Origin of the sequence: Crenobacter cavernae (assembly GCF_003355495.1) — a bacterium.
Lineage (GTDB): Bacteria > Pseudomonadota > Gammaproteobacteria > Burkholderiales > Chromobacteriaceae > Crenobacter > Crenobacter cavernae.
In genome coordinates, this window is record NZ_CP031337.1 from 643,018 (window position 1) to 662,491 (window position 19,474).

Genomic DNA, 19,474 nt, shown 5'->3' on the forward strand with positions numbered 1-19,474 from the left:
TCAGTTCTCCAGATTTTCGTAGAGGGCGACGAGCTTCTCGCTTTCCGCCGCCCAGCTGTATTTCTTTTGCACCGCCGCCCGGCCGGCCGCGCCCATCGCGCGCGCGCGTTCCGGGTCGGCGAATAGGTCTTTCAGCGCCGACGCGATCGCCGCCGGGTCCTGCGGGTCGACGAGCAGCCCGCAGCCGGCGTCGTCTACGATGCCGCGCCAGACCGGGAAGTCGCTCGCGACGACGGCGAGGCCGGCCGCCATGTATTCGAACAGCTTGATCGGCAGCGCCTCGACGTAGTTCGGCGTCGGGAACAAGGTGACGAGGCCGACCTTGGCTTCACGCAGCACGGCAGCGACGCCGGCACGGTCGAGCACGCCCAAATCATCCACCAGACTCCAGCCTTGCTGTTTGACCATCTCGTCGCGCAGCCCCCCTTCGCTCCACGGCCCGGCGAGCTTCAGCCGCACGCCCGCCTCGGGCAAGGCCTCGACGATGGGGCCGATGCCGCGTATGCGCGTGATGCCGCCCAGATAACACGCGACGTCGGCGCGGTCCTCCCAGCGCGTGTCGTTAAGCAGCTCTTCGAGGATCGGGTAATTACACACGTCGACGGCGATCGGCACCCAGCCCGCGAAGCGGTCACGGATCAACGGCGTCGCGGCGACCACTGCGTCGAAGCGGCGCACCGCGTAGCGCTCCATGACTTCTACCGCGCGCGACACGAGGGGTCTGGCTAGCGCCGGGATCCACGGCTTGGCGAGCACCTGGCGCGGCAGGTCCTCGTGCACGTCGTAGACGACCTTGATGCCGGCCTTCTTGAGCGCGAGCGCCGCCGGGATCAGTTCGGGGTCGTGGAAGTGCGCGACGTCGGGCTTCAAGGCAAGCGCCTTTTCCTTCACGCGGCGCACGGTATCGGTCATGCGCGAGAAGCGGCCACCCGATTTCGGGCCGACGTCGACGATATTCACGCCGCCGCGCGTCTCGTCGCCCTGCCCGTCGGCGACGACCAGGGTCACGTCGTGGCCGGCGGCGGCGAGGCTCTGGCATTCCTTGATGAAAATTCTTATGTCGTGGCGCGGGTGCGCGCTGGAGAGATGGGCGATCTTCATGCGGTGCGGGACAAGAGTTTCTTATACAGCGCGGCGTAGCGCGCGACGTTGGCCGAGTTGAGCGCGCGCGTTTCGACCAGCCGCCGGTTGATCGCGGCGGCCTCGGCCAACTTGGCGTCGCAGGAAGCCCATTCGAGCGACTCGGCGAGCGCGCTGGGCAGATTGGCGATATCGGGCACGATGCGGCCGTTGACGCCGTCGAGCACCCATTCGCCGTTCGCCGGCAGGTTCGACAGTAGCGGCAGGCAGCCGTGGCCCATCGCCTCCAGCAGGCTGACGCTGGTCGCGTCCGACTCGGGCACGCTGACGAACACGCGGCTCTCGGCGTAGAGCTCGGCCAGTTTCTGCGGACTCACAAAACCGGCGAAGTCTACACGTCGCAGCTTGAGCCGCGCGGCCTGCGCGCGCAAAGCGTCGGTCTCTGGGCCGCTGGCCGCTATGGTGAGCTGCCAGTCTTTAAATTGCGGCTGCGCCTCGATCGCCGCCCACGCGGCTATGATCTTGTCGATCCGGTACAGGCTCTTGTGCAGCCGACACGACAGCACCTTCTTCGGCCGCCCCGGGGCGGGCTCCACCGGCAGCGCGTCGATGCCGAAGTAGACGATGTCGATGCTTGATGCATTGGGTGCCAGCTCGCGCATCTGCGCGGCCAGATGAAACGAGTCGGCGGTAAGCGCCGACGCCGCCGCGAGGTTGGCCGAGACCATGCGCCGCATCAGCGCGTTCTGCTTCGGCAACAGCAGCACGTCCGAGCCCCACGCGGTCAGCACGCTCGGGATCGCACGATTCTTCAAGGCGCGGAACGCGTGCCAGGCGACGCTGTTGGCCTGGTGCACGTGCGCGAGCTGCGGCTCGACCGCGTCGACGAAACCGGCGAGCTTGGCCGCGCTGCCGAAGGCCTTCAGCGAGAAGTCGAGCTTGCACACGCCCAACAGGTTGGCCGGGGTGAGTTCGGGCGGCGGCTCGCCGTTGCTCGCCAGGTACACCTCTTTCGCGTGCGGCGCGATCCCGGCGAGGTAACGCCAGGTGTGCACCGACGCGCTGCCGACGACGAGCAGGCGTTCAACGACGGTCATCGGCCCACGCCTTGTAGAAACGGTTGAGTTCGGGATGCTCGGCCAACCACGGCGCGTCCATCTCGCGCGTGTCGCCGATCACCTCGGCCGGGTTGCCGGCGAGGATGGCGAAGTCCGGGTAGGAGCCTGCCGCCACGAAGCTGTACGCGCGCACCAGCGAACCCTTGCCGAGGCTCACGCCCGGCATCAGCACCGTGTGCGGGCCGACGAAGGAGTAAGGGCCGATCACGCTCGGTTTCTTCAGGTAGCCGGCGTGTTCGCGGTGGTCGAGGTATTCGGCGCCGTACAGCCGGATTGCGATGTGGCTCGAATGGGTCAGGATGGACACGTAATTGGTGATCTGGCAGCCTTCGCCTATCGTCAGCCCGCCCGACGCGTCGACGAAGTTGAAGTGGCCGATGAAGACGTTCTCCTCGACGTCGAGCTTCGCCGGCGCCTCGATGCGCGTCGTGTTGCTGACGCGCGTGCGCATGAGCTGGATGCCGTCGCCGCGCGTGAAGCCGACCACCATGCGCGGCCGTACCCAGGCGGACAGGCGGAACTTGATCTTGTCGAGAAAGTGGGTCGGACTCATCGCACCGCCTTGTAGATCCAAGCGAAATAAGAAAAGAAATACGCCGCCATCGCCGCCGACAACGCCCACAGCGTCGACGCCAGCGGCCAGCCCGACGCGAGCCCCGACCACAGCACAACGAGAAACAGGCCGTTGCCGACGACGGTGAACGCCAGCGCCGCCTTCTGGCGGCGGATCACCAAGGGCACCATGCCCAAGGGCGACGCGACGAAGTGGCACAGCATATACGGCGACAGCGCGCGCGCGTACTCGCCGGCCTCGCGCCATCCTTCGCCGAACACCAGCGCGAACAGCGCCGGGCCGAATGCCGCCATCACGATAGCGCCGGGCAGCGCCAGCAGCGTCAACAGCACGAACAGCTTCCTGATCTGCGGCGCGAGCGGCTCGCCCGCCGCGTGCGCGGCGGCCAGGTCGCGGTAAGCGACCTGCGCGACCGCCTGACCGACCAGCGCCGCCGGCAGCTTCAAGACGCGCATCATCAGCCCGTAGAAGCCGACCGTCGCCGAGCCACTCATCGCCAAGAGCAGCGTCATCGTCAGCGTGTCCTGCGCCGCGCCGACCAGCGCGTTCACCGCGTTCACGCGCGGGAACTCCGCATACTCGCGCGCGACCTGCTTCATGCCGGCCACGTCGACGTCGCGCCGCCACGCCGCGCCGGTAAGCAGGTCGGGCAAGGCCTGCGCGACGAGCGACGCGGCGAAGCCTGCCGTCTGGCCGATCAGCAAACCGCCGGCGCCGAGGCCGGCCAGCCCCAGCTGCAAGGCTGTCATGCCGACCGCCTGCGCGATCCGTCCGCCGGCGTTCGCGCGGTAGCGCTGGCGGCGGTTGTTCCACTGCGTGTACGCCTGGGTGAAACCGGCGAGGCCGACCGTCAGCGGCAGCAGCCACAGCCACGGCGCGAGCGCCGGCTCGCGCATCAGATGCGCCCAGAAGCCGGGCGCCGGCCACAGCACGAGCCCGAGCAGCGCGGCCAGCGACGCCGCGATGGCGAGCGAGACGCCGAAAAGGTTGGCCGAGCGCCTGTCGCAGGAAGGCAGCACGATCGCCAGCTCGTAGCGGCCGGTGGAGATCACCGCCAGCGCCGACAGCCACGCGGCGTAGACCGACAGCAGGCCGAAGTCGGCCGGCGTATAGAGCCGCGTCAACAACGGCGACGCGATCAGCGGCAAAAACTGCGCGAGCGCCGCGCCGCCGGCGAGCGTCGCGATGTTGCGCGCGAAACCGCCGTCGGCGAAGCGTTTGAGACGGGCGAGCGCCAAGGTCAGGCCAGCGCCTGCTTCACCGCAGCGGCCACCTCATCCTGCGTTTGCTCATCGAGGAAAGGATGCATCGGCAGGCTGATCACGCGGCGGGCGGCCGCCTCGGCGACCGGGAAGCTGCCGACCGATTGGTCAAGGTACGCGAACGCCGGCTGCAGGTGCAGCGGGATCGGGTAGTGCACCGCGGTCGGCACGCCGAGATCCTTGAGCTTCGCGGCGACGTCGTCGCGCTCGTCCACTTCGAGCGTGTACTGCGCGTAGACACTGCTATTTCCCTCGGCCAACGTCGGCACGCGCGCGACGTCTTTGAGCAATTCGCGGTAACGCGCGCCGATGCGTTCGCGCGCGGCCACCTCGGCCGGGAAGCTCGGCAGCTTGGCGAGCAGCACGGCGGCCTGGATCGTGTCTAGCCGGCCGTTCAGGCCGATGATCGGATGGTGGTAGCGGCGGTCCTGGCCGTGCACGCGGATCTCACGCATCTTCTTCGCCAGTTCGTCGTCGTCGGTGAAGCACGCGCCGCCGTCGCCGTAGCAGCCGAGCGGTTTGCTCGGGAAGAAGCTGGTGCAGCCGATACTCGACAGTGCGCCGGACTTCCTGCCCTTGTAGCTCGCGCCGAAGCTCTGCGCGCCGTCCTCGATCACCGGCAGGCCGTGCTTTTCGGCGATCGCGTTGATCGCGTCGAAGTCGGCGCACTGACCGTAGAGACTCACCGGCATGATCGCTTTGGTGCGCGGCGTGATCGCCGCCTCGAGCAATTTCGGGTCGAGGTTGTAAGTGTCCGGGTCGACGTCGACGAACACCGGCTTGGCGCCGAGCAAGGCGATCATCTCGCCGGTGGCGATGAAGGTGAACGGGCTGGTGATCACCTCGTCGCCGGCCGTAACGCCCAAGGCCATCAGCGCGATCAACAGCGCGGTGGTGCCGTCTGACACGCCGATCGCGTGCTTGACGCCGACGTATTCGGCCAGCTGGTCTTCGAGCTCGGCCACTTCCGGGCCCATGATGTACTGGCCGTGGTCGAGCACCGCGTGGATGCGCGCGTCGACGTCGGTCTTCAGCTGCTGGTACTGCGTTTTCAGGTCGATGAAATTCATGGTGCGCATGCTCTCTCGGCCAGGCCGGCCGCTTCTCGCGCCAGGCTAGGCGCGGTGGTCCATTTGCCCCCGAACACGGTCAACAGCCGGCCGTGGGTCGTGAATTGATAGTCGCGCCGCTCGCGGTTCGGGTCGGCCGCCGAGCGGATCAGCGGCCTTATGCCGGCGAAGCGCGCTGCGACGTCGGCCGGGCCCGCCGGCGCGACGAAGTAATGGTTGTAGAGCGCGAGCAGATATTCCTCCTCGGCGGCCGAGCATTCGACCGGGTCGAGCGGCGACTGCCTGAGCTCGGTCGTGCCGATCAGCGTCCTGCCCTGGTACGGCAGTACGAACACCACGCGCCGCTCGTGCGGCACTTCGAACAGATAGCCCTGCGACAAGGACCTATCGAGCACGAGATGGCTGCCGCGCACCGTATCGAGCGCGACGTTGGCCGAGAGTCCGCTGTCTTTCAACAGCGTCTCGGCCCACGGCCCGGCGGCATTGACCACCGCGTCGAAACACAGCGTCTCGCCATCGACGACGACCGTGCCGTCGGCCCCGACGCGGGTCACCGCTGCGCGCTCGCGCAGCGTCACGCCGGCCTGCCGCGCCTCATCAGCCGCCCACAGCCCCAGCCGGTAATCGTCCATCTGGCCGTCGACGTAGCGGTAGCCGCCGGCGAGGCCTTCCGGTTTCAAGCCGTCGCCGCTCTCGGCCAAGCTACGGCGGTCGAGCCAGCGATGCCGGCCCAAGTTGGCCGAGCCCGCCAGCAGGTCGTACAGCACGAAGCCGGCCTTCATCAGCCAGCGGCCGCGCCGCGCGCCTTTATAAATCGGCCAGACGATGGGCAGCGGGTGCGCGAGCGCGGCGTCGGGCGCGTGCGCCAGCCACCATGCGCGGTCGGCGAGCGCCTTCTTCACCAGGCCGAACTCGCCGTTCTCGAGATAACGCACGCCGCCGTGCAGCAGTTTTGACGACGCGCGGCTGGTGGCGCCCATCAGCGTATCGCGCTCGAACAGCGTCACCGCGTGGCCGCGTTTGGCGAGCGTCCACGCGATCATTACGCCGTTGACGCCGCCGCCGACGACCGCGAGGTTCATGCAGGGCTTACGCCAGCGGCGAGCAGTGGTTGCCGCCGATGTCGTAGCGCGCGCCGCATGCCGGGCACGCGTGCTCGCCGATGTCGTTCGACAGGCGCTCGCCGCACGCGCACATCCAGCCAATGCGCTTGGCCGGCGTGCCGACCATCAGCGCGTAGGGCTGCACGTCGCGCGTGACCACCGCGCCGGCGCCGATGAACGCGTACTCGCCGATCTCGTGGCCGCAGACGACGGTGCTGTTCGCGCCGAGCGTCGCGCCCTTCCTCACCACGGTGCGGCGGTATTCGTTCTTGCGATTGACGTGGCTGCGCGGGTTGTTGACGTTGGTGAACACCATCGACGGGCCGCAGAACACGTCGTCCTCGAGCGTGACCGCGTCGTAGATCGACACGTTGTTCTGCATCTTGACGTTGTCGCCGATGATGACGTCGTTGCCGACGAACACGTTCTGGCCGAACGAACACGCTCGGCCAACCTTGGCGCCGCCGCAGATGTGGGTCCAGTGCCAGACGCGGGTGCCCGCGCCGAGGGTGGCGCCTTCGTCGACGATGGCGGTGGGGTGAATCTGAACTGAGCCTTCCATACGCTTCATCGTCCTTATTTCTCGCATTGACGCGTCGGCACACGCGGCACCGGCTTGCTTTGATAACCCTTATCCGGGTCCATCCACACTTCCGTCACCCCCAGTCCACAGCTGACCCACCGGCTGGACACCCGATAATCCTGCCCCACCTGATAGGTCTTTCCCTGCTCCGGGATGAAGGTCAACTCGACCCCACAAGCCTCCCTCATATGAGCCGGCCCTTCGTAGAAGGTGTTCAGGGTCACCGGGACTCCGGCCGGGATGTAGTGCTCGTTGTAATACCCCAGTTTGTAAGACGGCTTGGGCATGCCCAAGTCCTGGTGCGCACGCAGCTCGGCGAACGCCGGATTGGCATAGCCGGCGTTAGGATCGGTGAAACACGCCATATCGCTACCAGGGAAAATCCGGATGCCCTTACCCATGGTGCGCAACTGGGCGCGCGGGCCGTCGGTCGGATCACTGTAAACAGCAGTCAATCCATGCATCACGCCACACCCCGACAGCAACGCGCCAAACACCGCAGCGGCCATTATTTTCTGCAAACCATTCATGCTTTTCTCGCCTGTTTCCTGAATCAGTAATCCAGCGGCAAACTCACGCGGCGGCCGTCGCGCGCCGAGATATAAGTGGCAATCAGCAGCTCCAGCGACTTCAGCCCCTCGCGGCCGTCGGTCTCCGGCTCGGCCAAGCCCTGGAACACGCGGATCACGTTGTCGTAATACAGCGGGTGGCCGAAGCCGTAGACGCTGGTGGTCGCGTAGCTGGCTTCCTTGATGTTTTCGTCCATCGCGTGCGGCGCGTCGAATTCCCAGTGTTGCACCTCGTTCACCGCCACGCCGCCGACGCGCACCGTGCCCTTCTCGCCAATGATGGTGATCGAGCCTTCCAGGTTCTTCGGGTAGGTCAGCATGGTGACGTTCATGCTGCCCATCGCGCCCGAGCGCCACTTGACGCTGACCACGCCGGTGTCCTCGACCTCGATGTTGCGCGCCAGCGTGCCGGTGTACGCCTGCACGCTCTCGACCGGGCCGATCAGCCAGTCCAACAGGTCGACGTAGTGGCTCGCCTGGTTCATGAACGCGCCGCCGTCGAACTCCCAGGTGCCGCGCCACTTGGCCGAATCGTAGTAGTCCTGCGGACGGGTCCAGAACACGTTGACGTTGACCATGTAGATGCGGCCGAAGCGGCCGGCCTCGACCGCCTGCTTCAACAGTTGCAGCGTCGCGTTGCGGCGGTTCTGCTTGACGACGAACAGGCGCTTGCCGGCAGCATCGCCGGCCTCGACCATCTTCAGGCCGTCCTGCCAGCGCGTCGCCATCGGCTTCTCGGTCATCACGTTAAAGCCGGCCGCGAACGCGTCGACCGCCTGGCGCGGGTGCAGCCCGGACGGCGTGGTCAGGATCACGCAGTCGGCGTCGCTGTGTTCGAGCAACGCGGCCAGGCTCGTATGGCCGCGCGCGCCAGTGCGTGCGACCGCGGCTTCGAGCGCCGCCGGGTCGATGTCGCACACGTCGGTCAGTTCGACGCGGTCGGCGTGCTGTTCCAGCGCGCCGAAGTGGTTGTTGGCGATGCGGCCGCAGCCGACCAGGGCGAAGCGGATCTTGCGGTCGAGGATGGGCGTATTCATGGAGGCATCCGGTAGTGGCAAAAACAACGGGCGACCTCGTCGCCCGCCTTCGCGTTCAATACGGCCGATTATACCGCTCAGATCAAGAGGCGGCTGGCCGAATGAAGGTTGGTCTGTTTGATCCGGCCGACCATCTCGGCGAACTCGAGATGGAAGCGCGACTCGAGCTCGGCGGCGCGCTTTTCGAGCGCGGCGAAGGCCGTCGGCGATGGGCTCTCCTTGAACGCCATCACCGCGACGTTGCCGTGGCTGGCGGCCGGCAGCTCGATCACCCGCCCTTCGAACACGTTCAGCAAGCGCTCGAGGAAGACCTGGTAGCGCTGGTCGCCGCTCCACCAGTTGCTGACGAAAACCCCGTGCGGGCTCAGCGCGCGGTGGCAGTTCTCGAAGAAGTCTTCGGTCGTCAGTTCGTCGACGATCTGGAAGCCGTCGTAGCCGTCGACGAGGATGGCGTCGGCAGACTCGCGCAGGATCTTCACGTAGTCGGCGCCGTCGGCCTCGACGATCTCGAAACGCTCGCCCTCTTCGGGCAGGTCGAAGAAGGCGCGCGCGACCGCGATCACCTGCGGGTGGATGTCGACCGCGACGCTCGTCGCGCCCCTCAGATAGAAGTCGATCCAGCGCGCGAACGAACCGCCGCCCAGGCCGATCTGCACGATGTGGCGCGGCGCGTCGTTGAATAGCAGCCAGCCCATCATCGCGCGCGTGTACGACAGCACCATGCGCACCGGGTCTTCGACGTCCATCGAGCTTTGCACCGTCTCGCTGCCCAGGTGCAGCGAACGCACGCCGTCGAGTTCGGAAATCTCGACCTCGGACAAGGCCTCGACGCCGCCGCGCACGCGGCGGCGGAACGGGTGACGCGCCTTACCCGCCACAGGCTTCCCCTTTCGGCCTCGAGTCGAGGATGCTGATCGTGCGGCGCAGCGCCTCGGCCGACGTTTCTCCGTCGGTCGCCGGCTCGCGGAATTCTTCCTTGTCGAACGCGGTGTCGCCGCCGGCCTCGGGCACGGCGCCGGTCTTCAGGTTCACGAAGTCGAACGCGCGCGGGTCGGCCAGGTGCGACGGCACGACGTTCTGCACCGCGCGGAACATCGACTCGACGCGGCCCGGGAAGCGCTTGTCCCAGTCGTTGACCATGTCCTTGACCACCTGGCGCTGCAGGTTGGGCTGCGAGCCGCACAGGTTGCACGGGATGATGGGGAAAGCCTTGACCTTGGCGTAGCGCTCGAGATCCTTCTCGCGGCAGTAGGCGAGCGGGCGGATCACCATATGCTTGCCATCGTCGGACACCAGCTTGGGCGGCATCGCCTTCAGCTTGCCGCCGAAGAACATGTTCAGGAACAGCGTGTGCAGGATGTCGTCGCGATGGTGGCCGAGCGCGATCTTGGTCGCGCCGAGCTCGTCGGCGACCCTATAGAGTATCCCCCGGCGCAGCCGCGAACAGAGGCCGCAGGTCGTCTTCCCCTCGGGGACGACACGCTTGACGATGGAATAGGTGTCTTCCTCGACGATGCGGTACTCGACGCCGACGGACGCCAGATACTCGGGCAGCACGTGCTCGGGAAAGCCCGGCTGCTTCTGGTCGAGGTTGACCGCGACGATGGAGAAGTCGATCGGCGCCGACTTCTGCAGGCCCAGCAGGATGTCGAGCATCGCGTAGCTGTCCTTGCCGCCGGACAGGCAGACCATCACGCGGTCGCCTTGCTCGATCATGTTGAAGTCGTTGATGGCGTCGCCGACGTGGTGCCGGAGGCGCTTGGCAAGCTTGCTGGCCTCGAACTCGGCCTTCTTGGCCTTGTCGTCGATGAGAGCCGTATCGGACATGGAAAGCTACCGCTAAGAAACTGAAAAACAGGCGATTTTAGCGGATTTTCACCGTCACAGCACCACGCTTCTGCCGCCGTCGACCGCCAGCACCTGGCCGGTGACGTAGCTCGCGTCGAACAGCAGGAATTGCACCGCGCGCGCGATGTCGTCGGGCTGGCCGATGCGCGCGAGCGGAATCGACGCCTCGATCGCGGCGCGCCTGGCCGCGTCGAAGAACGCGTCATCCTCGGGCCAGATATTGCTGCCGGGCGCGACGCCGTTGACCCTCACTTCGGGCGCCAATTCGAGCGCGAGGCTGCGGATCAACTGCGCGTGCCCCGCCTTGGCGAGGTTGTAGACCACGTGTGACTTCATCGGCCGCTCGGCGTGGATGTCGACGATGCCGACGATGGCGCCGCCGCTCTGCTTCAGATACGGCGCGGCCGCCTGCGCGAGAAACAGCGGCGCCTTCAGGTTGGAGCCGATCAGGTCTTGCCACGCGGCCTCGTCGATCGCGCCGACCTCGGTCGGGAAGAAGCTCGACGCGTTGTTCACCAGGCCGTCGAGCCGGCCGAAGGCGGTGATCGCGACGTCGACGAGCTCGGCCAAGCTGTCTGTCTTCAGCAGGTCGGACTGCACCAGCAAAACCGACCCCGGCCGCGCGGCGTTAAGCTCCGCGGCGAGCGCCTCGGCGTCGGCGCGCGACGCGCGATACTGCAGCACCAGCCGGCAACCGGCCGCGTGCAGACGTCGGGCGATCCCCGCCCCGATCCGGCGCGCCGCGCCGGTCACCAGCACCACCTTGTCGTGCATCCCCCCCCCTGTCATTGCAGAAGCTCGGCCAACCTCGTGTCCTTACGCTCCGCAGCCTGAGAGAGCGCGCTTGAGCGGGGCGCTGTCGCCCGGCAGGTCGAAGCGCGCCTCGAGCGGCGACGCACGGCCCTTGGCCGGCTTCAGCCGGAACTGCAGCTGGCGCACGTCGACGAGCGCGGCGGCCTCGCGAGCCGGCAGCGCGAAGCTGAGGCCGAACACGCCGGATTCTGCCCAGGCACCGCTGACCTTGGCCGGCAAGAAACGCGCGCGGCCGACCGCGTAACTCGCGAGGCGGCCTTTCTCGCCGGCGCCACCCGGGCCTTCGAACGGCGCGAGGTCGAAACCCTTAGGCTTGCCGAGCAGCCGCACCGACGTCCACGCCGGCGGCGCATCGCGCCGGCAGCTAAGCGCCAGCTCGGCCGGCACGCTGTGGCGACCGAACGAGACCGTGCCCTTCACTCGCGCCTCGATCAGAGGATTGTCGGCAACAGGCTCGGCCAACTGCCACGACGCCGCGTTTACAACGCCGCTCAACAGCGCCAGACCCAGCGCCCAGACTCCGTTCCGCATGCCCTGCCTCCCGTCTTCCGTTACCGGGCGATTTCGCCCACAATGCCAGCCAGATTGTACATGAAGCCCGCCATGACCACCCTGCCCGCCCCCGCGCCCGAGGCGCTCGCCGTAAGCACGACCCTGGCGCAAAAAATCGCCGACGAGATCGCCGCCACCGGCGACTGGATCCCGTTCTCGCACTATATGGAGCGCGCGCTGTACGCGCCGGGCCTTGGCTACTACGCGGCCGGCAGCCGCAAGTTCGGCACGGCGGGCGACTTCGTCACCGCGCCCGAGCTGTCGCCGTTCTTCGCCGCGTGCCTGGCGCGCCAGTTGGCCGAGCTGTTGCCGCAGACGAGCGGCGTGATCTATGAATTCGGCGCCGGTACCGGGCGGCTGGCCGCCGACCTGTTGGCCGAGCTCGACACGCTCGGCGTGACGCCTGCCGCCTACCGCATCGTCGACCTGTCGCCCGACCTGATCGAGCGCCAGCGCGAGACCTTGGCCGAGCATCTATCCAAAGTGGAATGGTTGGCCGAGCTGCCGGCCGAAATCGACGGTGTCGTGATCGGCAACGAAGTGCTCGACGCGATGCCGTGCGAACTCGTCCACTGGACCGAGACCGGCGCGCTGCAGCGCGGCGTCGTTGTCGAAAACGGCGCCTTCGCCTTCGAGGACCGGCCGATTACGGACAAAAGGTTGGCCGAGCTTGCCAAGCGTTACGATAACGGCCTGCCCGGTTACGTCAGCGAGATCTCGCTCGCCAACCGCGGCTTCGTACGCGAGCTGGCCGGCCGTCTGACGCGCGGCGCGATCCTCTTCGTCGACTACGGCTTCTCCGAACGCGAGTACTACCTGCCCGAGCGCCGCATGGGCACGCTGATCGGCCACTATCGCCACCACACCGTGCACGACCCGTTCTACCTGCCCGGGCTGATGGACCTGACCTGCCACGTCGACTTCACCGCCGTCGCCGAGACCGGCATCGGCGCCGGACTCGACCTGATCGGCTACCTGAACCAGGCGCAGTTCCTCGTCAACTGCGGGCTGTCCGAACTCTTGCCCCGGCTCGACGCCTCCGACACCGTGCCGTATGCGAAAGCGGTGTCCGCGGTGCAGAAACTCGTGTCGCCGGCCGAGATGGGCGAACTCTTCAAGGTGATCGGCTTCGGCCGCGGCGTCTCGATCGACTGGCTCGGCTTCACCGACGGCGACCGCTGCCACACGCTGTAAAACGTTTGTCATGGAAATTCGTGGCGCGCGGCAAAAATTGCGCAAGCCCGCTTGACAGTGGAAAAACGCCTGCGTATAGTTCGCTCCACTTCGACGCCGCAAGGCAAGAAGACGTGGCGAATTAGCTCAGTTGGTTAGAGCGACGGAATCATAATCCGCAGGTCCGGGGTTCGAGTCCCTGATTCGCCACCACCCCACATTGAAGAACCCAGCTGCTTAGGCGGCTGGGTTTTTCGCTTTCAAGCCCTTGAAAATCAAGGACTTAGCTGCAAACCCGGTCGCCCCGACACGCCCCAGACTGCTACATTGCACTGCTACAAGGTGCCGTGGCAGACTGCAATCCCACCGGGAGCGCCACATGCACACCTATCTGTTCCGCCGCGAGCAAAGCCAGAACTACTATTTCCGTCGCGCCGTGCCCCCGCATCTGCGCCAGTCCATCGGCAAACGCGAAATCCTCGTCTCGCTGCGCACCAGCGACCGCCTCACCGCCGAACGGCTGGTCCGTCAGCACGCCGTCGACACCGACGCGCTGTTCGAGATGCACGAGCGCCAGCTCAGCGATGCACAGAACACCTTTCCCTACGGGCCCGACGAACCGACCCTCGCGCTGCAGCCGAGCATGATCCCCACCCTGGTGGAGCGCTATCGGGCGGAGGTCATCAATACCCAGCTGGCCACCCCACCGACCAAGCATGAGCTGGCAGAACTGCGAACCTGGTATCGCGAACTGGAGGCGCGACTGACCGACGACGCCGTCGTCGGCGACACATCCTTTATCGAAGAGACGGGGACGTTCCACCTGGAGGCCGAGGGCATCGATCCGGAGCTCAGCGACCCGGCGACCGTGAACCTGTATCTGCAGCGACTGCTGTACGCCGACCTGCAGGCCATCCGCCTGCAGCTCGCCAAGCTGAACGGCGACGACGTCAAGAAGCAAGCCATGCCGCCCCACCCGCTCAACGCCGACCACTGGGACGCCATGCTGGAGTGCTGGCAAGCGGAACGCGCCCCAAGCGCCAAGACCTGGCACGAGGCGTGCAGTCTGGTCGAGCGTTTCAAAGCCTACGCCGGCGACATCTCGCCGCTCGATATCACGGCCGAAATCGCCGAGGGGTTCCGCGACAGCCTGCTCGACCACGGCCTGAGCCGTTCCCGCGTGCACACGATTTTTGCGCTGCTGCGCGCCGTGGTGAATACCGCCATCGAAATGAAGGCCTGCAGCCTGACCGAGAACCCGTTTGCGCAGGTCAAGGTCAACGTGCCGGACCATGAAGCGGACGAGGCACAGCGCCAGCCGTTCGAGCTCGAACAGCTGCGCGCACTGTTCCGCAGCCCGGTCTACCGCGACGGAGCCCGCCCCGCCAAGGGCGGCCGCGACGCGGCGTTCTGGCCCCCCCTGCTGGGGCTGTACACCGGCGCGCGCCTGGAAGAGCTGGGCCAGCTGCACCTCGACGACGTCCAGCAGCACGAAGGGCAGTGGTTCCTGCGCATCCGCGCCCTCCAGCCGAGCCAGAAGCTGAAAACCTCGACCTCCGCGCGCACGGTGCTCGTGCACGAGGAGCTGCTGAATATCGGCTTTATCAACTACGTCGCGGGGCTGCGCGAACAGGGCGAAGAGCGGCTGTTCCCGGCCCTCACCCCGGACAAATACGACAAATACACGAAGACCTTCTCCACCTGGTTCAACGAGTACCTGGACGCACACGTGGTGGACGACCGCCGCTACACCTACCACTCGTTCCGCCACGCCTTCGAGGAGTACGCGGGCTGGTCGGGGCTGACCCACTACCAGGTGGACGGCATCCTCGGCCACGCCCCCACCGGCATGGCGAAAATCTACGGGAAGAAACAAGGCGGTCGCCGCCGCTTCGAGCCCAGGGTGCTGGCCGACGGCATGCAAAAATTCCGCGTCGAGGGACTGGACCTGAGCCACCTGCACTGCACCTATTGACCCCTCAGGCTAGCCGGCGAGGGCCACCGCCCTCCCCCCCCACACACACACCAAGCCCCTCCTTGCCCAATGCCCCCTTCCCCGTCAATGCGCCGGTTGACACCGAAGCGTACACGATTTAGTTTCATATCGTAACGTAACATAACAAAGAGAAATCGATGCCACGCGCCCCCAAGATCAGCCAGCAGCAGGTCGATACCGTCGCCGCCGAGATGCAGGCGATCGGTGAAGCGCCGACCGTCCGCGCCGTGCGGAGCGCCCTCGGTGCCGGCAGCAACCACACGGTGGCCAAGCTGCTAAACGATTGGAAGTCCAGGAACGCTCAGGCGCACCAGGAGGCGAGCGAGCTTCCCGCCGGGGTCAGACAGGCACTGGGGGATTGGGTTGCGCAAGCCATCGCCACGGCCACCGCCGCACTGAGGACTGAGCTCGCGACGACGCAACAGGACAACAGCGACGTCATCGCCGAGTCAGAGCGACTCGCCGTCGAGCTGGATGAACAGACCCAGGGACTGAATAGGCTGGCGACCGAAAAAGCGGAGTTGCTCGGCCGGTTGTCGCAACTCGAGACCGAGCTGGAACTGGCCCGCAAAGCGGTCATGACACAGCAGCAGGCGGCCGAGGCCGCCCGCAGCGAAAGCACCACGCTGCGGCTCAGACTGGAAGCGTTGTCGCGTCTGGAAAACGAAGTCGAGCGACGGCGGAAAGGACTGGAGGAGGAACGCGCTCGTCGCATTGCCGCAGAACAAGCGGTCGCTGTCGGCAGCGCACGACTGGACGCGACCGAAGCACAAGTGGTTAACCTGCAACGCCGCTTGACCGAAGCCGAGAATGAAGCCAAACAGGCGACGCGGGAAGCCCACGAAATGCGCGGGCAGCTGCAGATATTGCAAGGGATGCGGGGCACTAGAGCCCAACCTTAAAGGCCGCTAACAAAACCTCCTTGATGCCGATCGCGTGAAGCCCCATCTGGTCGGCATGTAGCGAAGTGTCATCAGCCAGAAGCTGTGGAAATCGTTGCAACCGCTGTTGCCAACCGTGCCCCGTTCACGACGGGGCGGGTGCCCTCGCCTCTATGACCGGGTGGCCCTCAATGGCATCCTGTGCGTCCTCACAACCGGCATCCCGTGGGAGAAGCTACCGCAGAAACTTGGGTTTGGTAGCGGCACCTGCGCGAGGGGCAGGACCAAGAGGGTTGGAACCGTCTGTACCCAGCGGTGTTGACGCATCTGCATCAACCCAACCAGATCAACGGGATCGCGGCAGCATCAATACGGCGAGAGTTGCCAGGCCAAGGAACTAGAAAACAGCCCCAACCCCACCGACCAGTGCTAGCTTGGCAACAAGAGGTGCAAAAAATCGGCGACCGGATGCGAAATAGCATTCCAACTGCGCACTTAATTGCATTTTCACTGCGCACCCATGACCATTCACACTGCACACTTGTAACATCTACTTGCGAACTGGACTCCCGCAAGGGGCAGACCGATGGGCTGCAGTCGGCCAGAAGCGGACTTCCAACCGCAATCCACGCCTCGACGGATGTGACGTGTTTTGTATATGATTAATGAAAATTGAAGGCTGTGAAGCTAGGCAGGGCAAGGCTTGGCAGCGACCAGAGCGTCAGTGATGCGATATTTAGGCCTCACTTTGTTACTGGTTTAGGGATCACATCGTCACTGGGGTAGACCTCAGTGGTGAAGGTTAATTAATAGTTAGGGTGCCATAAATTCACGCGCCTTTGGTGCTTAGAATTCAACTGGGATTTATATGATATTACGATGCAAGATTGAGCCACATAGTGAAAAACTAGCACTAGAAGCAATTGAATGGCTGCATTCAATTGGAGCAACTTACGTAGATTCAATTGAAGAGCTAATAAAATTACGCCCTGTTGAAGTTCAATTAAAAGTTGTGCCAGAGGTATTGGCGTTTTTTGGTAAATTAGTAGACGCAATTTCAATTTCATCCATAAATGAAAGAGGGATTGCATTTTATCTTACCAATATCCCTCTCCTGGCGGGAATCCCAGAGGAGCGGCAGCGAGTTACCTCAGAAGCGTCAGACGGTGATATATTCTGTCCAATGAATAATGTTGTGGCTGTGAACTTTTTTGGCAGTGTGTCTCGCAAAAAACAAGCATCCTAACATTGCGTTGAAGGCGCGCCCTAAAGGGCGCTGGGACGTTCCGCGCGTGGCGCGAAACACCCCTTAACTTGGGCGTTACCCCACGAATAACCGCTTAGGGTCGATCTGAGCCATTCATGGTCAGGTGCGCAAGTAGGTGCACTTGAGTGTGCAGTCGGTTTGCAATCAGATGAGCAAGTCTGTGCAATTATGCAACCGGAGTGATGCGTTGTTGGCGCTGAGCAATAACCGCCATTTCAACTCATACAAACAGCATTAATGCTACTTGGGACAGGTGGTGAACGGAGAGTTCATCAAGGGTGCCCGGAAGGCACTTGCCTTGCCATTGACGGGCTCGGAGTGAGCATACGCTACCCTCGGCTCTGGGGTCTTCCCAGCCCCGCGAGGATCAAACGCGGCCGTTTGTGGGGCTTGGGGCAACGCCCCAAGGTTTTCGGCTAAACTTCATACGTGCTCTAGCTGTGGCAAGGTAAAGCAATGCCTAAGAGGAAAATCAATTTAACGTGCCCCATACCTCTAACAGAAGAGGAGCTTGAATGGCTAAACGCAACGCCTGTTGGAATGGAGTGGGGAAGTGAGGATTGGGACAAGGAGTTCAACCAAAGTTCAACACCTTTGTCATCAGACGATGATTCAAAGTCACACAACGACAACTAACCTTTTGTAAAGTAAAGCATAGTTGCATATAGTTGAGCTTCTCACTGGCATCATAATCCCCAGGTCCGGGGTTCGAGTCCCTGATTCTTGATGACGAAATACAGAAGGTGCGCAGCCTTGCTTTCGAGGGTAGCGTAGGCCGGCTGCCCGAACACTGTCTGGTCTAGGTTGCACAGAATTGCTGCAAGTCCATCCTCGCGCTCGCGGCCAAACAAATCACTGGCCTCGCCCCGTGTCATCAGGTCAGCCTTCAGGGTGGCAATGGCCTGCCGCGCCTCAGCGGGTACAGCAGAGTGCCACCGGGCGTCCCTTGCGGCTCGGTCAGCCCCCCCTCGTCGTAGCGTTGCAGCAGCAGGAAGGTTTGCGTGTAGCGGCTGACGATCTCCACCAGGCTCCGCCCGGCATCGGCGGTCAACTCCGGAGCTTGGGCGGTTTTCCTGACCAGTGCCAGTGCCGCTTCAAGCTCGGCAGCGTTGCGCTCCAAGCGGGCACGATCCAGTGTCCAGCCCTGGGTCAGGTGGTCGCGCAGCACGCCGGTTGCCCACTAGCGGAATTGCGTGCCGCGCCTGGAGTTGACCCGGTAGCCGACGCTGATAATGGCATCGAGGTTGTAGAACTTCACCGGCTTGTCCGAACCAGCAATGTGCAAATTTTGCACATTGCTTTCTTCGGCCAACTCGCCCTCCCTGAAAACATTTCTCAGGTGTTTGGTAATCACCGAGCGCTCACGGCCGAACAGCTCGGCCATCTGCTCTTGGGTCAGCCACAGGGTATCCCCCTCCAGCCGTACCGTGACCGGTTCGCCGGCTTCATGCTGGTAAATCACCATATCGCTCATTGTTCTTCCTATGCCCTTCCAGTGGGTGGCCACCGGCCAAGAATGGAAGCCAGCCACCCAGCGTATCTTGCGGTGCCCCACACTACCGTCACGAGCCAGCCAAGGCCGATAGCGGCGATCACTGCGCCCCAGCCCGCGCCAAGCCCAAGCTCCAGGGCAAACCCTGCCAGCAGTCCAACGGTCAGGCCGGCGTAGTTGTGCTAATTTTGGCCAAAATGACGCGCATATGCAATATGGTATTGCACGCCACAAGGACTATTTGTTGTGTTTTTGGCCCATATGCCCCACCACAGCAACAAGTTGCTTGGCGGACTGCTCGGCCAACACGCCCAGCACCGCGTAAGCAAACAGCGGATCGACCTCGGCAGCCTGGCATCGTGCACCGATGGTCTTCCGGTCAACATCCAGCAGCTCGGCCAGCTTGCGCTGGGAATAACCCGCCGCCTTGATGGCAGCCTCAAATTCTTGTCCAGTCATCGGATCACCGCCATCTTCACGCTGTTCGTTCTGCCATTAGTCATTGAGCCTCCCCAGCGCCGCTTTGTACGCCGCATTGCGGTCCCGCCGGCCTACGGCGAGCACCAGCACGGTTACGCGCTCATCCTCGACCCGGTAGACCAATCGGAAGCCCGCCGAGCGCAATTTGATCTTGAAGAGGTCGGCCGCGCCGCTGACGCGGGCGCCCGGCACGCGTGGCTCTTCCAGCCGTTCGGCCAACTTCTTCTTGAACTGCTCACGCACCGGCTTATCAAGCTTGTGCCACTCGTCGAGCGCATCCGGGTGAAAGGCCAGCTTAAAGGTCATCAAGTCGCACCTCGACCGCCGCTTTACCATCGGCCAGTCGCTGTTCGGCCACCTCTTTCAGTTCGATGTCTTCGAGCCGGTCGCAGATGGCCTCCCAAGCAGCGGCCGGCAGGAGATAGGCAACCGGCTTGTTTCGGTTGAGCACGGCCACCGGCATGCCTTCAGCCGCCTCGATGACGGCGTTCGGGTTGACCTTTAATTCACTGATGCCGACCGAAGACGGGGCAAGGATGACATCCATATCTAACCTCTTTAACAACCTGTTGAATG

Annotated in this window: 23 protein-coding genes and 1 tRNA gene; 6 read left to right on the forward strand and 18 right to left on the reverse strand. The window is 64.4% G+C overall.

The annotated features are described in order from the left end of the window. From DWG20_RS03025 to DWG20_RS03085, 13 genes are all read right to left on the reverse strand, one after another. Nucleotides 1–1,101 carry a glycosyltransferase family 4 protein gene (locus tag DWG20_RS03025; RefSeq protein WP_115432420.1) on the reverse strand — a complete coding sequence of 367 codons (1,101 nt, stop codon included), beginning with the start codon at nucleotides 1,099–1,101 and terminating at the stop codon, nucleotides 1–3. Beyond that, complete coding sequence (locus DWG20_RS03030) at nucleotides 1,098–2,177, reverse strand: glycosyltransferase family 4 protein (protein WP_115432421.1); 1,080 nt, start codon at nucleotides 2,175–2,177, stop codon at nucleotides 1,098–1,100. The genes DWG20_RS03025 and DWG20_RS03030 overlap by 4 nt, the downstream gene beginning before the upstream one ends. Beyond that, nucleotides 2,164–2,751 carry an acyltransferase gene (locus tag DWG20_RS03035; RefSeq protein WP_115432422.1) on the reverse strand — a complete coding sequence of 196 codons (588 nt, stop codon included), beginning with the start codon at nucleotides 2,749–2,751 and terminating at the stop codon, nucleotides 2,164–2,166. The genes DWG20_RS03030 and DWG20_RS03035 overlap by 14 nt, the downstream gene beginning before the upstream one ends. Next, nucleotides 2,748–4,010, reverse strand: a complete 1,263-nt coding sequence (locus tag DWG20_RS03040; RefSeq protein WP_181880959.1) for a lipopolysaccharide biosynthesis protein — start codon at nucleotides 4,008–4,010, stop codon at nucleotides 2,748–2,750. Before DWG20_RS03040 ends, DWG20_RS03035 begins: the two co-directional genes overlap by 4 nt. 2 nt (nucleotides 4,011–4,012) lie before the next feature. Next, a complete protein-coding gene (locus DWG20_RS03045) occupies nucleotides 4,013–5,104 on the reverse strand; it encodes a DegT/DnrJ/EryC1/StrS family aminotransferase (RefSeq protein WP_181881002.1) in 1,092 nt (363 codons plus the stop codon). Then, nucleotides 5,101–6,186, reverse strand: a complete 1,086-nt coding sequence (locus DWG20_RS03050) for a glycerol-3-phosphate dehydrogenase/oxidase (protein WP_115432425.1) — start codon at nucleotides 6,184–6,186, stop codon at nucleotides 5,101–5,103. Before DWG20_RS03050 ends, DWG20_RS03045 begins: the two co-directional genes overlap by 4 nt. A 7-nt stretch (nucleotides 6,187–6,193) precedes the next feature. Next, nucleotides 6,194–6,769, reverse strand: a complete 576-nt coding sequence (locus DWG20_RS03055; RefSeq protein ID WP_115434716.1) for an acyltransferase — start codon at nucleotides 6,767–6,769, stop codon at nucleotides 6,194–6,196. A 14-nt stretch (nucleotides 6,770–6,783) separates the two neighbouring features. Further along, nucleotides 6,784–7,320 carry a hypothetical protein gene (locus DWG20_RS03060; RefSeq protein WP_115432426.1) on the reverse strand — a complete coding sequence of 179 codons (537 nt, stop codon included), beginning with the start codon at nucleotides 7,318–7,320 and terminating at the stop codon, nucleotides 6,784–6,786. Nucleotides 7,321–7,343: 23 nt separating this feature from the next. After that, nucleotides 7,344–8,396 carry a Gfo/Idh/MocA family protein gene (locus DWG20_RS03065; RefSeq protein WP_115432427.1) on the reverse strand — a complete coding sequence of 351 codons (1,053 nt, stop codon included), beginning with the start codon at nucleotides 8,394–8,396 and terminating at the stop codon, nucleotides 7,344–7,346. A gap of 77 nt (nucleotides 8,397–8,473) precedes the next feature. Beyond that, on the reverse strand, nucleotides 8,474–9,274 hold the full coding sequence (locus tag DWG20_RS03070) for a polyamine aminopropyltransferase (protein WP_115432428.1): 801 nt from the start codon (nucleotides 9,272–9,274) through the stop codon (nucleotides 8,474–8,476). Further along, complete coding sequence (ttcA, locus tag DWG20_RS03075) at nucleotides 9,264–10,223, reverse strand: tRNA 2-thiocytidine(32) synthetase TtcA (protein ID WP_115432429.1); 960 nt, start codon at nucleotides 10,221–10,223, stop codon at nucleotides 9,264–9,266. Before ttcA ends, DWG20_RS03070 begins: the two co-directional genes overlap by 11 nt. Nucleotides 10,224–10,277: 54 nt before the next feature. Next, on the reverse strand, nucleotides 10,278–11,018 hold the full coding sequence (locus tag DWG20_RS03080) for a pteridine reductase (protein WP_115432430.1): 741 nt from the start codon (nucleotides 11,016–11,018) through the stop codon (nucleotides 10,278–10,280). 42 nt (nucleotides 11,019–11,060) lie between these two features. Further along, nucleotides 11,061–11,588 carry a hypothetical protein gene (locus tag DWG20_RS03085; protein WP_115432431.1) on the reverse strand — a complete coding sequence of 176 codons (528 nt, stop codon included), beginning with the start codon at nucleotides 11,586–11,588 and terminating at the stop codon, nucleotides 11,061–11,063. Nucleotides 11,589–11,660: 72 nt separating this feature from the next. Here DWG20_RS03085 and DWG20_RS03090 point away from each other — a divergent pair, with 72 nt between their 5' ends. The 6 genes from DWG20_RS03090 (at nucleotide 11,661) to DWG20_RS15880 (ending at nucleotide 16,905) form a co-directional block, all read left to right on the forward strand. Next, complete coding sequence (locus DWG20_RS03090) at nucleotides 11,661–12,803, forward strand: class I SAM-dependent methyltransferase (protein WP_115432432.1); 1,143 nt, start codon at nucleotides 11,661–11,663, stop codon at nucleotides 12,801–12,803. A 115-nt stretch (nucleotides 12,804–12,918) separates the two neighbouring features. After that, a tRNA-Met gene (locus DWG20_RS03095) sits at nucleotides 12,919–12,995 on the forward strand. Between the two features lie 166 nt (nucleotides 12,996–13,161). Continuing rightward, nucleotides 13,162–14,757: a site-specific integrase gene (locus DWG20_RS03100; protein WP_115432433.1), complete on the forward strand. Its 1,596-nt coding sequence runs from the start codon at nucleotides 13,162–13,164 to the stop codon at nucleotides 14,755–14,757. A 158-nt stretch (nucleotides 14,758–14,915) separates the two neighbouring features. After that, nucleotides 14,916–15,680: a DNA-binding protein gene (locus DWG20_RS03105; RefSeq protein WP_115432434.1), complete on the forward strand. Its 765-nt coding sequence runs from the start codon at nucleotides 14,916–14,918 to the stop codon at nucleotides 15,678–15,680. Between the two features lie 82 nt (nucleotides 15,681–15,762). Beyond that, nucleotides 15,763–15,981, forward strand: a complete 219-nt coding sequence (locus DWG20_RS16685) for a transposase (protein ID WP_425451610.1) — start codon at nucleotides 15,763–15,765, stop codon at nucleotides 15,979–15,981. A gap of 546 nt (nucleotides 15,982–16,527) precedes the next feature. Then, nucleotides 16,528–16,905 carry a hypothetical protein gene (locus tag DWG20_RS15880; RefSeq protein ID WP_147289903.1) on the forward strand — a complete coding sequence of 126 codons (378 nt, stop codon included), beginning with the start codon at nucleotides 16,528–16,530 and terminating at the stop codon, nucleotides 16,903–16,905. A 907-nt stretch (nucleotides 16,906–17,812) separates the two neighbouring features. Here the strand turns inward: DWG20_RS15880 and DWG20_RS16065 are convergent. The 5 genes from DWG20_RS16065 to DWG20_RS03130 form a co-directional block, all read right to left on the reverse strand. Continuing rightward, nucleotides 17,813–18,094, reverse strand: a complete 282-nt coding sequence (locus tag DWG20_RS16065) for a hypothetical protein (RefSeq protein WP_181880961.1) — start codon at nucleotides 18,092–18,094, stop codon at nucleotides 17,813–17,815. Nucleotides 18,095–18,106: 12 nt separating this feature from the next. Further along, nucleotides 18,107–18,400, reverse strand: coding sequence for a RhuM family protein (rhuM, locus tag DWG20_RS16070; protein ID WP_181880962.1), 294 nt, complete (start codon nucleotides 18,398–18,400; stop codon nucleotides 18,107–18,109). Between the two features lie 255 nt (nucleotides 18,401–18,655). Then, nucleotides 18,656–18,877: a hypothetical protein gene (locus DWG20_RS03120; RefSeq protein WP_115432436.1), complete on the reverse strand. Its 222-nt coding sequence runs from the start codon at nucleotides 18,875–18,877 to the stop codon at nucleotides 18,656–18,658. 36 nt (nucleotides 18,878–18,913) lie between these two features. After that, nucleotides 18,914–19,204, reverse strand: a complete 291-nt coding sequence (locus DWG20_RS03125) for a type II toxin-antitoxin system RelE family toxin (protein WP_115432437.1) — start codon at nucleotides 19,202–19,204, stop codon at nucleotides 18,914–18,916. Then, nucleotides 19,194–19,445, reverse strand: a complete 252-nt coding sequence (locus DWG20_RS03130; protein WP_115432438.1) for a type II toxin-antitoxin system Phd/YefM family antitoxin — start codon at nucleotides 19,443–19,445, stop codon at nucleotides 19,194–19,196. The genes DWG20_RS03125 and DWG20_RS03130 overlap by 11 nt, the downstream gene beginning before the upstream one ends. Between the last annotated feature and the right edge of the window lie 29 nt (nucleotides 19,446–19,474).

Coding starts and splice junctions, on each gene's coding strand:
- DWG20_RS03025 (WP_115432420.1), bottom strand. CDS start 1,101: ATGAAGATCGCCCATCTCTCCAGCGCGCACCCGCGCCACGACATAAGA.
- DWG20_RS03030 (WP_115432421.1), bottom strand. CDS start 2,177: ATGACCGTCGTTGAACGCCTGCTCGTCGTCGGCAGCGCGTCGGTGCAC.
- DWG20_RS03035 (WP_115432422.1), bottom strand. CDS start 2,751: ATGAGTCCGACCCACTTTCTCGACAAGATCAAGTTCCGCCTGTCCGCC.
- DWG20_RS03045 (WP_181881002.1), bottom strand. CDS start 5,104: ATGAATTTCATCGACCTGAAAACGCAGTACCAGCAGCTGAAGACCGAC.
- DWG20_RS03050 (WP_115432425.1), bottom strand. CDS start 6,186: ATGAACCTCGCGGTCGTCGGCGGCGGCGTCAACGGCGTAATGATCGCG.
- DWG20_RS03055 (WP_115434716.1), bottom strand. CDS start 6,769: ATGGAAGGCTCAGTTCAGATTCACCCCACCGCCATCGTCGACGAAGGC.
- DWG20_RS03060 (WP_115432426.1), bottom strand. CDS start 7,320: ATGAATGGTTTGCAGAAAATAATGGCCGCTGCGGTGTTTGGCGCGTTG.
- DWG20_RS03065 (WP_115432427.1), bottom strand. CDS start 8,396: ATGAATACGCCCATCCTCGACCGCAAGATCCGCTTCGCCCTGGTCGGC.
- ttcA (WP_115432429.1), bottom strand. CDS start 10,223: ATGTCCGATACGGCTCTCATCGACGACAAGGCCAAGAAGGCCGAGTTC.
- DWG20_RS03080 (WP_115432430.1), bottom strand. CDS start 11,018: ATGCACGACAAGGTGGTGCTGGTGACCGGCGCGGCGCGCCGGATCGGG.
- DWG20_RS03085 (WP_115432431.1), bottom strand. CDS start 11,588: ATGCGGAACGGAGTCTGGGCGCTGGGTCTGGCGCTGTTGAGCGGCGTT.
- DWG20_RS03090 (WP_115432432.1), top strand. CDS start 11,661: ATGACCACCCTGCCCGCCCCCGCGCCCGAGGCGCTCGCCGTAAGCACG.
- DWG20_RS03100 (WP_115432433.1), top strand. CDS start 13,162: ATGCACACCTATCTGTTCCGCCGCGAGCAAAGCCAGAACTACTATTTC.
- DWG20_RS03105 (WP_115432434.1), top strand. CDS start 14,916: ATGCCACGCGCCCCCAAGATCAGCCAGCAGCAGGTCGATACCGTCGCC.
- DWG20_RS15880 (WP_147289903.1), top strand. CDS start 16,528: ATGATATTACGATGCAAGATTGAGCCACATAGTGAAAAACTAGCACTA.
- rhuM (WP_181880962.1), bottom strand. CDS start 18,400: ATGAGCGATATGGTGATTTACCAGCATGAAGCCGGCGAACCGGTCACG.
- DWG20_RS03120 (WP_115432436.1), bottom strand. CDS start 18,877: ATGACTGGACAAGAATTTGAGGCTGCCATCAAGGCGGCGGGTTATTCC.
- DWG20_RS03125 (WP_115432437.1), bottom strand. CDS start 19,204: ATGACCTTTAAGCTGGCCTTTCACCCGGATGCGCTCGACGAGTGGCAC.
- DWG20_RS03130 (WP_115432438.1), bottom strand. CDS start 19,445: ATGGATGTCATCCTTGCCCCGTCTTCGGTCGGCATCAGTGAATTAAAG.